Below are 12562 nucleotides of genomic sequence, written 5' to 3'. Positions count from 1 at the left end.
GTCATTTTGGTGTTCGGCCGAAGGTCGACCGCGCCCTGGATCAGGGCAGCGATCGGGTGGAGCAGTGAACGCCGAAGGGTAGTGGCGCAATTGGTAGCGCAGCGGTCTCCAAAACCGCAGGTTGCAGGTTCGAGTCCTGTCTGCCCTGCGCACTGGCTGATGAACAGCCGGCATCGCGGCGCGACGGTCGTGTGACCGTCGGCGAACTCGACGAACGGCAAGTGAGGAACCGGTGACCGAAACAGCTGCCAGCAGCTCTCAGGGGCGCCCCTCGCCCGAGACGAAGCAGCCGAAGCGCAACGTGTTCGCTCGTATCGTGCTGTTCGTCCGGCAGGTCATCGGCGAACTGCGCAAGGTGGTGACGCCGACGCGAGGACAGTGGCTGAACTACACCGCCGTGGTGCTCGTGTTCGTGGTGATCATGATGCTCATCGTGACGGGACTGGATTTCGTGTTCTTCTCGGCCGCGAAATGGGTCTTCGTCGGCACGCCCACGCAGTGATGCCCGGGGTGCGAGCACCCCGACAGACAACCGGTCGAGAAACAGGAGTACACCGTGTCCGAGCACAGGCTCGATAACTTCGACGAGGACGTCACCCGGTCGAGCGCGCCCAGCGCCGACTCGCCGTTCAGCGACGCCGCGCCGACCGGGGCGCCGGCGTCGGCTCCCTCGGAGCCCGTGTCCGAGGACGCCGAGCAGGACGCCACCGACACCGACGCGTCCGACACCGTGGTCGCGGAGGAGGGCGACGGCGTCGCCACCGACGAGGCGACCATCCAGGAGACGGACGCCGCCGTCGCCGCAGGTACCGACACCGCCGAGCCGATCAGCGAGGTCGAGGAGGGCGACGCCGCCCCGGCCGAGCCCGCCGAGGACCCGCTGGCCGAGTTCACCGCGAAGCTGCGCCGCCAGGAGGGTGACTGGTACGTCATCCACTCCTACGCCGGCTACGAGAACCGCGTGAAGGTCAACCTGGAGACGCGTATCCAGACCCTCAACATGGAGGATTTCATCTTCGAGATCCAGGTCCCCATGGAGGAGGTCGTGGAGATCAAGAACGCGCAGCGCAAGATCGTGCGCCGTGTGCGGATCCCCGGCTACGTCCTGGTCCGGATGGAACTGACCGACGAGTCCTGGGGCGCCGTCCGGCACACTCCGGGTGTCACCGGCTTCGTGGGCAACGCCCACAACCCGGTGCCGCTGCGCCTGGACGAGGTCGTCTCGATGCTGGCCCCGTCGTTCGAGGCCGAGCGTGCGGCCGAGGAGGGCAAGCCGGTCCGCCCGGCGCCCGGCGCGATCGCCGTCGACTTCACGGTCGGCGAGTCGGTCATCGTCAAGGAAGGGCCCTTCGAGACCCTGCCGGCGACGATCTCCGAGATCAAGCCCGAGTCCCAGCAGCTCGTCGTCCTCGTCTCCATCTTCGAGCGCGAGACGCCCGTCACTCTCGGGTTCAACCAGGTCACCAAGATCTGAGGACCCGACCCCCGACTTCGTCGGAGTGACCCGATGCTTTGCGGGTCTCGCCGACGGCGGCCGCCGCGCCACGGCGGCCAATCTCCGCCGGGACGCTCCTGTGCCGGCGGGCACCATCATGGAAGAAGGATCTTCAATTGGCTCCCAAGAAGAAGGTCGCCGGCCTGATCAAGCTGCAGATCCAGGCGGGTGCCGCCAACCCGGCCCCGCCGATTGGTCCCGCGCTCGGTCAGCACGGCGTCAACATCATGGAATTCTGCAAGGCGTACAACGCCGCGACGGAATCCCAGCGTGGCAACGTGGTCCCCGTCGAGATCACGGTCTACGAGGACCGCTCGTTCACCTTCATCACCAAGACCCCGCCGGCCGCTGAGCTGATCAAGAAGGCTGCGGGCGTCCAGAAGGGCTCGGCCACCCCGCACACCGCCAAGGTCGCGAAGCTGACCCAGGACCAGGTGCGCGAGATCGCCCAGACGAAGCTCGAGGACCTGAACGCGAACGACGTCGAGGCCGCGGCCAAGATCATCGCGGGCACCGCCCGCTCGATGGGCATCACCGTCGAGTGACGAGGAGCTCGCGTTTGGCGGAGTCGACGAAGGAGACAACGCCAGAGCGAGCACCGCAGTCATCCGACAGCCACGACCGTCGAGTGACCACCCGGCGAGCGTGAGCTCGGCATCCGAGACATCCCGTGGGAAGGGGCCGCGCGCGGCCCGTCACACCACACCTGCACAAGGAGAAAACGCAGATGGCACAGCGCAGCAAGGCATACCGGGCCGCGGCCGCCAAGATCGAAGAGGGCAAGCTCTACGCCCCGGCCGAGGCCATCACCCTGGCCAAGGAGTCCAACCCGTCGTCCTCGGACGCCACCGTCGAGGTCGCGTTCCGTCTGGGCGTCGACCCCCGCAAGGCGGACCAGATGGTCCGTGGCACCGTGATGCTCCCGAACGGCACCGGCAAGACCGCCCGCGTCGTGGTCTTCGCGACCGGCGACCGGGCCGCCGCGGCCGAGGCCGCCGGCGCCGACTACGTCGGCTCGGACGACCTGATGGAGCGGATCCAGGGCGGTTGGACGGACTTCGACGCCGCCGTGGCCACCCCGGACCTGATGGGCAAGGTCGGTCGCCTGGGCAAGATCCTGGGCCCCCGCAACCTGATGCCGAACCCGAAGACCGGCACCGTGACCCCGGACGTGGCCCGCGCCGTGACCGAGATCAAGGGCGGCAAGATCGACTTCCGGGTCGACAAGCACGCGAACCTGCACTTCATCATCGGCAAGGTGTCCTTCGACGCCGCGAAGCTGGCGGAGAACTACGCCGCCGCGCTCGACGAGGTGCTGCGGCTCAAGCCGTCCGCCTCGAAGGGCCGGTACATCCAGCGCGCCACCGTGAGCACGACCTTCGGCCCGGGCATCCCGGTGGACCCGAACGTCACCCGCGTGCTCCCCGCCGCCTGAGGACGAACGACCTGCGGCCGCACGGCCGTGTGAAGGGGCCGGACGAGATCATCTCGTCCGGCCTCTTCCGCGTCCGGGGACGTGTCGCGACCATGGGAGGGTGAGCGACGGACGCCTCCTGATCCGCGACCTGGCTCGCCCTGCCCGGCTGGACGGGGACGACGCCGCCGCGTTCCGGGCCGCCGCGGGCCTGCTGACGCGGGTCCGCCGTGCCCAGTGGGGCGACGGCGACCACGCCGAGGGTCTCCGGGAGCAGTACGCCCGCGCGGCCGACACGACCACGGAACACTGGCGGGGCTGGATCGCCGCCGACGGGACGGGCGAGATCGTCGGCCTGCTGGCGGCGAGCCTGCCGCAGCGCGAGAACGTCGACGTCGCCTGGCTCGACCTCGTCGTCGACCCGCGCCACCGGCGGCGTGGGGTGGGATCGGCGTTGCTCGCGGCCGCCGAGCGGCAGCTGCGGACCGCCGGCCGGACCGTCCTCGGCGGCTGGACCGAGACGCCCGGCGCCGGCCCGTGGCCGGACGCCCTCCCCGCCCGATCCGGCACCGGCGGGGTACCGCTCTCCGCCCCCGAGGCCGCCTTCGCCCACCGGCATGGCTTCGCCCTCGAGCAGGTCGAGCGGATCAGCCGGCTCGACGTGCCGCTCGAGCCCGCAACGCTCGACGCGCTCGAAGCCGGCATCCCGCTTGCCGGCTACGAACTCGTCGCCTGGACGGACCGGGCACCGGCCGGCACGGCGGAGGACTACGGGCGGCTCAAGGCGGCGATGAGCACCGACATCCCTCTGGCGGAGCTGGAACTCGAAGCCGAGGAGTGGGACGCCGCGCGGGTCGCGGAGGAGGAGACCGAGCTCGCCGACGCCGGAGGGCACCGATCGGTGTGCGCCATCCGGCACCTCGGTACCGACCGGCTCGTCGGGCACACCGTGCTGGAGCGGTTCGACCCGCGCCCTGACGTCGCCTACCAGCAAGACACCCTCGTGCTGGCGGCTCACCGCGGCCACCGGCTGGGTATGCTGCTGAAGATCCACCATCTCCGGCGACTCGCCACGGTGTGGCCGGACGTGCGCCGGATCTACACCTGGAACGCCGAGGAGAACACCCCCGTGCTCGACCTGAACGTCGAACTCGGCTTCCGGCAGGTCGGCGTCGTCGGCGCCTGGCAACGGTACCTGACCTGACCGACCGTCCCGCGCAGCGTTGCGCTCACGCCTCCGTCCGCCGTCGGCTCCGGGCATAACCGCTCCGGTGCCGGCGTTGTCGCCCGCGGCGGCCACCACGCCCTTCGCACGCTCACCAGCATCTCCGCGGTGTCACCCCCCCGACACCGCGCTCAGTTCCCCGGGTCAGCCCGGGCGGAAGGACCTTCGTGACCACGACCCGCAGCGACCGCACGACGGCACCGGCCCAGCCTCCCGTCGCCGAGACGGCCCCCGCTCGGCCGGGCTCCCAGCCCCCCGCGGCCGACCAGCCGCTCGACGCCAAGGCCTGGCCGGCTCTCTGGGCTCTCGTCATCGGCTTCTTCATGATCCTCGTCGACTCCACCATCGTGACCACGGCGATGCCGGCGATCATGCGAGGCCTGGGCGCCGACATCAACGCCGTCATCTGGGTGACGAGCGCCTATCTGCTCGCCTACGCCGTGCCGCTGCTGATCACCGGACGCCTCGGCGACCGGTTCGGGCCGAAGAACATCTACCTGATGGGCCTGGCCGTCTTCACCGTCGCGTCCGCGTGGTGCGGGTTCGCCGGTGACGTGCAGATGCTGATCCTCGCCCGCGTGCTGCAGGGTCTCGGGGCCGCCCTCATGACTCCCCAGACCATGTCGGTGATCACCCGCATGTTCCCGGTGGCGCACCGCGGTGCCGCGATGGGGCTGTGGGGCGCCACCGCCGGCATCGCCACCCTCGTCGGGCCGATCCTCGGCGGCGTGCTCGTGGACTCGCTGGGCTGGGAGTGGATCTTCTTCGTCAACGTCCCCGTCGGCGTCGTCGGCCTCATCATGGCCTTCGTGCTCGTCCCCAGGCTGCCGACCCACAGCCACCGGTTCGACATCCTCGGCGTCGTGCTGAGCGCCGTCGGCATGTTCGCGCTCGTCTTCGGCATCCAGGAGGGGGAGACCTACGACTGGGGGACCATCACGGGACCGATCTCGGTGTGGAGCCTGATCATCGCCGGCGTCGTCGTCCTCGCCCTCTTCGTGCTGTGGCAGCGGTACAACCGGGGCGAGCCTCTGATCCCGCTGCGGCTCTTCCGCGATCGCAACTTCAGCCTCGCCAACACCGCGATCACCCTCGTCGGCCTGGCGATCACGGCCATGAACTTCCCGATCATGCTCTTCCTGCAGACCGTGCGCGGCCTCACCCCCACCCAGGCCGCTCTGATGCTCGCGCCGATGGCCGTCGTCTCGGGCATCATGGCCCCGATCGTGGGCCGCATCATCGCCCGGGTCGATCCGCGGCGGCTGGCCGTGCCGGGGATCGCCGCGTTCGGTATCGGCCTGCTGATCCTCGCCGCGATCATGACCCCCGACACGCCCCTGGTGTTCCTCGCCCTCGTGCCGGTGATCATGGGCATCGGCAGCTCCTGCATGTGGGCGCCGCTGTCGATCAGCGCGACCCGCAACCTCACCCCGGACGTGGCCGGTGCGGGGTCCGGCGTCTACAACACGACCCGTCAGGTCGGTGCCGTGCTCGGCTCGGCGGCGATCGCCGTGCTGATGGAGAGCCGGCTGACGGCGAACCTGCCCCACCTGCCGGGCGGTGCGCCGTCCGGTGAGGCCGGTGTCGGCGCTGCAGGTGGCCTCCCCGCCGCCCTGCAGGCCGGGTACGCCGGTGCGATGGGCCAATCGCTCGTCCTGCCGGCCGTCGCCCTGCTCGTGGCGGCCCTGGTGGCCGCCTTCCTCGCGACGCCGCACGGGGTCGGGCGACGTCGCGGACGGCACGCCGCCTGACGGGACACGCCGCCTGACGAGGCACGACAGCAGGACACCGAGCGCGGCGGCCCGCCATTTGGCCGTGCCGCCGCGCTCGCGTACGATGGACGGGTACCAAAGACCGCCGGTCGTTCCTTCCTGCCCGGGCAATCGTGCTCGAGGCCGGGATGAACCGAAGGCCCCGCATCGCGGGCGGCCTGCGCAGGTGAACGAAAGCTCGACGCCGACGGGTCTCTTCCCGTCCGCTCTCCGTGCGCCCCGTGCATCTGCGCGGGGCGTTGTTGCGTTCTGACGCACATCCGCTGCCGTGGGGCCAGGCCGGCCCACGATGACCGGAAGGAGAACCATGGCGCAGCCGAACAAGGTCGCCGCGGTCCAGGAGCTGACGGAGCACTTCCGCAACTCCACCGCCGCCGTCCTGACGGAATACCGTGGTCTCACCGTGGCCCAGCTCAAGCAGCTGCGCCGTTCCCTCGGTGAGAACGCGGAATACGCCGTGGTGAAGAACACGCTGACCGAGATCGCGGCGAAGGAGGCGGGCATCGACGCGTTCGACGGCCAGCTTGCCGGGCCGTCCGCGATCGCGTTCGTCACCGGAGACCCGGTGGAGGCTGCCAAGAGCCTGCGTGACTTCGCCAAGACCAACCCTCAGCTGATCGTGAAGGGTGGCTACCTCGAGGGGAAGGCACTCAGCGGCGCTGAGATCACCAAGCTCGCGGATCTCGAGTCCCGCGAGGTCCTGCTGGCCAAGGTCGCCGGCGCCGCTCAGGCGTCGCTGTCCAAGGCCGCTGCCCTGTTCCAGGCTCCGCTCTCCAAGGCCGTCCGCACCGCGGAGGCCCTGCGAGCGAAGCAGGAAGAGGAGAGCCAGGCCGCGTGAGCGGCCGCTGCCCGACGGCGGTGACGCCGCGACGGCAGCACAGGCAGGATCCGCTCCTGCCGGCCCGGACGCCGGGCCAGACCGAAGATCCCGCCGGATCGCCCCGCTCCACGAGCGGCACGTGACCGGCACCGAAACGAAGGAGCGCCATCATGGCGAAGCTGACCACCGACGAACTGATCGACGCGTTCAAGGAACTGACCCTCATCGAGCTCTCCGAGTTCGTCAAGGCGTTCGAGGAGACCTTCGACGTCACCGCCGCCGCCCCCGTGGCCGTGGCCGGCCCGGCTGCTGCCGGTGGCGGCGAGGCGGAGGCCGAGGAGGAGAAGACCGAGTTCGACGTCGTCCTCGAGGCCGCCGGCGACAAGAAGATCCAGGTCATCAAGGAGGTCCGCGCGCTGACCTCCCTGGGTCTGAAGGAAGCCAAGGACCTGGTCGACGGTGCCCCGAAGGCCGTCCTCGAGGGCGCCAACAAGGAGACCGCCGAGAAGGCCAAGGCGCAGCTCGAGGGCGCCGGCGCCACCGTCACCCTCAAGTGACCTCGCCGATCATCTGATCATTGGTACACCCCCCCTCGGGGGCATGAAGAAGAGCCCCGCTCCGGTCACCGGAGCGGGGCTCTTCTCGTCGTGAGGCCGGTGGACCGGCCCGGACGGAGTCGCGGGGCAGCAGCCCTAGTCGCGGGAGAGCAGCAGGGCCTCGCCCTGACCGCCGCCGCCGCACAGGGACACGGCGGCACGGCCGGAACCGCGCCGGGCGAGCTCGAGTGCGGCGTGCAGCGCGAGACGGGCGCCCGAGGCCCCGATCGGGTGGCCGAGCGCGATGGCGCCCCCGTGGAGGTTCGTCCGCTCCAGCGGGTAGTCCAGGTCGGCGAGGGACTGCACGGCGACCGCCCCGAATGCCTCGTTGATCTCGATGAAGTCCAGGTCGGAGCGCTGCCAACCGGCCCGGCCGAGCGCGTGGTCGATCGCCCGCGAGGGCTGCGAGTGCAGGGAGTTGTCCGGACCGGCCACCTGACCGGGGGCGCCGATGACGGCGAGCCAGGACAGTCCCCGCTCCTCGGCCCAGGACCGGCGCGCGACGACGACCACGGCGGCACCGTCGGACAGCGGGGAGGAGTTGCCCGCGGTGATCGTGCCGTCGGAGGCGAACGCCGGGCGCAGGCCCGCGAGCGTCTCGGTCGTCGTCGACGGCCGGATGCCCTCGTCGGTGGAGACGTCGATCGGGGCGCCCTTGCGCTGCGGCACCTTGACCGGCACGATCTCCTGGTCGAACACGCCGTTCTGTGCGGCGGCGGCCGCACGCTGGTGGGACGCGGCGGCGACCTCGTCCTGCGATGCCCGCTCGATGCCGAGGCGACCGTTGTGGGACTCGGTGGACGCGCCCATCGAGACGTGGTCGAACGAGTCGACGAGCCCGTCGTTCGCGACCGCGTCGACGGCCTCGAAGGAACCGTAGGTCCAGCCCTTGCGGGCCCCCGGCAGCAGGTGCGGGGCGTTCGTCATCGACTCCTGGCCACCGGCCAGGACGACGTCCGCCTCGCCCGAGCGGATCAGCCGGGCCGCGTCCGTGATCGCGACCAGCCCCGAGAGGCAGACCTTGTTGACGGTCACGGCGGGCACGTCCCAGCCCACACCCGCGGCGATCGCGGTCTGCCGGGCCGGGTTCTGCCCGGCCCCGGCCAGGACCACCTGGCCGAGGATGACGTGCTGGACGTCGCCGGCGCTGATGCCGGCCCGTTCGATCGCGGCGGACGCGGCGAGCGTCCCCAGTTCGACGGCCGTGAAACCGGCCAGCTGGCCGAGGATCTTGCCCTGGGGGGTGCGGGCCCCGGCCAGGATGACGACGTCGTTGTCGTGGTGCTCAGTCATGATCGCTGTGGTCCTGTCGAAGACGATGGGTGTGTCCAGCCTAGTGTGACCGGCGCCTCGCTCCGTGCGCCGTCAGGGCCGCCCGGCGGGGCCGCCCCTGTCGTCCCCGCGCGAATACCACAGGGCGGGCTGGACACCAAGCATCTCGTTGGGTAGACTGAATCTTTGCGTATCCCCTTTTCACCTTCAGCCTTCATATAGCGGTGGGCTCGGTCGTGTGCTGCGCAGGACGCCTCACCCGTGGACACCACGGCGGCGACCGCGAGCAGCGACCCGGTCCGGATCAGGACCAGCACGGGTGGGCGGCACGACTGCAGGCCGCAGGTCGCCGTCGGGGGCGCAGTTCACGCCTGAAGGTCTGTGGAAGGATCCCTCTTGGTCGCCTCGAGCACCTCTGACAACGTAACCGCTAGCGGCGAAGCACCCCGCCTCTCCTTCGCCAAGATCCACGAACCGCTGGATGTTCCGAACCTCCTGTCCCTGCAGCTGGACAGCTTCGACTGGCTCGTCGGCAACGAGAAGTGGCGCAGCCGGGTCGAGGAAGCCCTCGCCACCGGCGACAAGGGTGTGCCGACCACCTCCGGTCTGGCCGACATCTTCGAGGAGATCTCCCCGATCGAGGACTTCCAGGGCACCATGTCCCTGTCGTTCTCGGAGCCGGAGTTCGCCGACCCCAAGTACACGATGGCCGAGTGCAAGGAGCGCGACGCGACCTACGCCGCGCCGCTGTACGTCAAGGCCGAGTTCATGAACAACGTCACCGGCGAGATCAAGCAGCAGACGGTGTTCATGGGCGACTTCCCGCTGATGACCGACAAGGGCACCTTCGTCATCAACGGCACCGAGCGTGTCGTCGTCTCCCAGCTGGTCCGCTCCCCGGGCGCCTACTTCGAGAAGACCGCGGACAAGACCAGCGACAAGGACATCTACACCGCGAAGATCATCCCCTCGCGCGGTGCCTGGTTCGAACTCGAGATCGACAAGCGCGACCAGGTCGGCGTCCGTCTCGACCGCAAGCGCAAGCAGTCCGTCACCGTGCTGCTCAAGGCCATGGGCTGGACCGAGAGCCGCATCCTCGAGGAGTTCGGCGACTTCGACTCGATCCGCGCGACCCTCGAGAAGGACGGCACGCAGACCCGCGAGGAAGCGCTGCTCGACATCTACCGCAAGCTTCGCCCGGGCGAGCCGCCGACGGTCGAGGCCGCCCAGACGCTGCTGGACAACCTCTACTTCAACCCGAAGCGCTACGACCTGGCCAAGGTCGGCCGGTACAAGATCAACCGGAAGCTCGGCGTCGAGACCGCGCTGGACGACCCCAGCGCCTCGGTGCTGAACATCGACGACATCGTCGCGATGATCCGCTTCCTGGTGACCCTGCACGCCGGCAACGAGACCATGCCCGGCACCCGTGACGGTGCCGAGCACGAGGTGCGCGTCGAGGTCGACGACATCGACCACTTCGGCAACCGCCGCATCCGCGCCGTCGGCGAGCTGATCGAGAACCAGCTCCGCACCGGCCTGTCCCGCATGGAGCGCGTGGTCCGCGAGCGGATGACGACGCAGGACGTCGAGGCGATCACGCCGCAGACCCTGATCAACATCCGCCCGGTCTCGGCCGCCATCAAGGAGTTCTTCGGAACCTCCCAGCTGAGCCAGTTCATGGACCAGAACAACCCGCTCGCGGGTCTGACCCACAAGCGGCGCCTCTCCGCGCTCGGCCCCGGCGGTCTCTCCCGCGACCGGGCCGGCATGGAGGTCCGTGACGTCCACCCGTCGCACTACGGCCGCATGTGCCCGATCGAGACCCCGGAAGGCCCGAACATCGGCCTGATCGGTTCGCTGGCCTCCTACGGCCGGATCAACTCCTTCGGGTTCATCGAGACGCCGTACCGACGCGTCACCGCCGGCCAGGTCACCGACGAGGTGGACTACCTGACCGCGGACGACGAGATCGAGGTCGTCATCGCCCAGGCGAACGCCCCGCTGACCGACGACGGGCACTTCGCCGAGGAGACCGTGCTGGTCCGCCAGCGCGGCGGCAGCGGCGAGCCGGTGCTGATCCCGGCCGACGAGGTCGACTACATGGACGTCTCGCCGCGGCAGATGGTGTCCGTGGCGACCGCCCTGATCCCGTTCCTCGAGCACGACGACGCCAACCGCGCGCTCATGGGCGCGAACATGCAGCGCCAGGCCGTGCCGCTGCTCCGTTCCGAGGCCCCGGTCGTGGGCACCGGCATGGAGAAGCACGCCGCGGTCGACGCCGGTGACGTGGTCGTCGCAGCCAAGGCGGGCGTGGTCTCCGAGGTCTCCGCGGACCTGGTCACCGTGCTCGACGACGAGGGCACCCAGACCAACTACCCGATCATGAAGTTCTCCCGGTCCAACCAGGGCAACTCCTACAACCAGCGGGTCGTGGTCTCCGAGGGCGACCGGGTCGAGCGCGGCGGCGTCATCGCCGACGGCCCGGCCACCGACGGCGGCGAGCTGGCGCTCGGCAAGAACCTGCTCGTGGCGTTCATGTCCTGGGAGGGCCTGAACTACGAGGACGCGATCATCCTGTCCCAGCGGATGGTCTCCGACGACGTGCTCTCCTCGATCCACATCGAGGAGCACGAGATCGACGCCCGCGACACCAAGCTCGGCGCCGAGGAGATCACCCGGGACATCCCGAACGTGTCCGAGGAGATCCTCTCCGCCCTCGACGAGCGCGGCATCATCCACATCGGTGCCGAGGTCGAGGCCGGGGACATCCTCGTCGGCAAGGTCACCCCGAAGGGCGAGACCGAGCTGACCCCGGAGGAGCGGCTGCTCCGCGCGATCTTCGGTGAGAAGTCGCGCGAGGTGCGCGACACGTCCCTGAAGGTGCCCCACGGCGAGTCCGGCACCGTCATCGGCGTGCGCGTCTTCGACCGCGAGGACGACGACGAGCTGCCCCCGGGCGTGAACCAGCTGGTCCGCGTGTACGTGGCACAGAAGCGCAAGATCACGGACGGCGACAAGCTCGCCGGCCGCCACGGCAACAAGGGCGTCATCTCCAAGATCCTGCCGATCGAGGACATGCCGTTCCTGGAGGACGGCACGCCCGTCGACGTGATCCTCAACCCGCTGGGTGTCCCGGGCCGCATGAACATCGGCCAGGTCCTGGAGATCCACCTGGGCTGGGCCGCGAAGCAGGGCTGGAAGATCGAGGGCGAGCCCGCGTGGGCGGCGAACCTGCCGCAGCTGCCGCGCGAGTCCGGCCCGACGAACGTCGCCACCCCGGTGTTCGACGGCGCGACCGAGGACGAGATCCAGGGCCTGCTGGACTCGACCAACGTCACCCGCGACGGCAACCGGCTGATCGAGCGTTCCGGCAAGGCCCGGCTGTTCGACGGCCGATCCGGCCAGCCGTTCCCGGACCCGATCTCCGTGGGCTACATGTACATCCTGAAGCTCCACCACCTGGTGGACGACAAGATCCACGCCCGCTCCACCGGCCCGTACTCGATGATCACGCAGCAGCCGCTGGGTGGTAAGGCGCAGTTCGGTGGCCAGCGCTTCGGTGAGATGGAGGTGTGGGCCCTCGAGGCGTATGGCGCGGCCTACACGCTGCAGGAACTGCTGACCATCAAGTCGGACGACATCCACGGTCGCGTGAAGGTCTACGAGGCGATCGTCAAGGGCGAGAACATCCCCGAGCCCGGTGTGCCGGAGTCGTTCAAGGTCCTGATCAAGGAGATGCAGTCGCTGTGCCTGAATGTGGAGGTCCTCTCCACCGACGGCACCACGATCGAGATGCGTGACTCGGACGAGGAAGTCTTCCGGGCCGCCGAGGAGCTCGGTATCGACCTGTCCCGGGCCGAGCCGAACTCCGTCGAGGAGGTCTGACCCGCTCCGCCCCCGTGTCCGGCCTCGCGCCGGGCACGGCGGGCGGGAGCCGTCAGCACCTCCAGCGGCAAGACTTCAGA

At 69.8% G+C, this 12562-nt stretch carries 10 protein-coding genes and 1 tRNA gene; 10 read left to right on the top strand and 1 reads right to left on the bottom strand.

Translation table 11 applies throughout. From position 1 onward, the window contains the following. The first annotated feature begins 75 nt into the window (after positions 1–75). The 9 genes from V6N00_RS01395 (at position 76) to rplL (ending at position 7283) form a co-directional block, all read left to right on the top strand. Positions 76–148: transfer RNA gene (locus V6N00_RS01395), tRNA-Trp, on the top strand. Positions 149–232: 84 nt separating this feature from the next. Then, a complete protein-coding gene (gene secE / locus V6N00_RS01390; RefSeq protein WP_334230282.1) occupies positions 233–502 on the top strand; it encodes a preprotein translocase subunit SecE in 270 nt (89 codons plus the stop codon). 54 nt (positions 503–556) lie between these two features. After that, the gene (nusG, locus tag V6N00_RS01385; RefSeq protein ID WP_416385003.1) at positions 557–1474 is read left to right on the top strand and encodes a transcription termination/antitermination protein NusG; all 918 of its coding nucleotides are present in this window, start codon (positions 557–559) and stop codon (positions 1472–1474) included. A gap of 137 nt (positions 1475–1611) precedes the next feature. Continuing rightward, positions 1612–2040 (top strand): 50S ribosomal protein L11, encoded by a 429-nt coding sequence (gene rplK, locus V6N00_RS01380; protein WP_334230281.1) that lies wholly within the window; start codon positions 1612–1614, stop codon positions 2038–2040. A 182-nt stretch (positions 2041–2222) separates the two neighbouring features. Continuing rightward, complete coding sequence (gene rplA / locus V6N00_RS01375) at positions 2223–2930, top strand: 50S ribosomal protein L1 (protein ID WP_334230280.1); 708 nt, start codon at positions 2223–2225, stop codon at positions 2928–2930. 100 nt (positions 2931–3030) lie between these two features. Then, positions 3031–4113, top strand: coding sequence for a GNAT family N-acetyltransferase (locus V6N00_RS01370; protein ID WP_334230279.1), 1083 nt, complete (start codon positions 3031–3033; stop codon positions 4111–4113). Between the two features lie 344 nt (positions 4114–4457). Then, the gene (locus V6N00_RS01365; RefSeq protein ID WP_416385021.1) at positions 4458–5885 is read left to right on the top strand and encodes a DHA2 family efflux MFS transporter permease subunit; all 1428 of its coding nucleotides are present in this window, start codon (positions 4458–4460) and stop codon (positions 5883–5885) included. A gap of 328 nt (positions 5886–6213) precedes the next feature. Beyond that, entirely contained in the window at positions 6214–6744 is a 531-nt protein-coding gene (gene rplJ, locus V6N00_RS01360; protein WP_334230277.1) for a 50S ribosomal protein L10, read from the top strand. 152 nt (positions 6745–6896) lie between these two features. Further along, a complete protein-coding gene (gene rplL / locus V6N00_RS01355; RefSeq protein WP_334230276.1) occupies positions 6897–7283 on the top strand; it encodes a 50S ribosomal protein L7/L12 in 387 nt (128 codons plus the stop codon). A 135-nt stretch (positions 7284–7418) separates the two neighbouring features. Here rplL and V6N00_RS01350 read toward each other — a convergent pair whose 3' ends face one another. Continuing rightward, positions 7419–8615: an acetyl-CoA C-acetyltransferase gene (locus V6N00_RS01350; RefSeq protein ID WP_334230275.1), complete on the bottom strand. Its 1197-nt coding sequence runs from the start codon at positions 8613–8615 to the stop codon at positions 7419–7421. A gap of 375 nt (positions 8616–8990) precedes the next feature. On the opposite strand from V6N00_RS01350, the gene rpoB reads away from it, so the two are divergent. Beyond that, positions 8991–12482: a DNA-directed RNA polymerase subunit beta gene (gene rpoB, locus V6N00_RS01345; RefSeq protein ID WP_334230274.1), complete on the top strand. Its 3492-nt coding sequence runs from the start codon at positions 8991–8993 to the stop codon at positions 12480–12482. Positions 12483–12562: the final 80 nt, after the last annotated feature.

It is taken from the genome of Tersicoccus mangrovi, from assembly GCF_036881825.1.
Classification (GTDB): domain Bacteria; phylum Actinomycetota; class Actinomycetes; order Actinomycetales; family Micrococcaceae; genus Tersicoccus; species Tersicoccus mangrovi.
The sequence above is the reverse complement of the archived record's forward strand: the minus strand, read 5'-3'. Positions and strand labels throughout refer to the sequence as shown.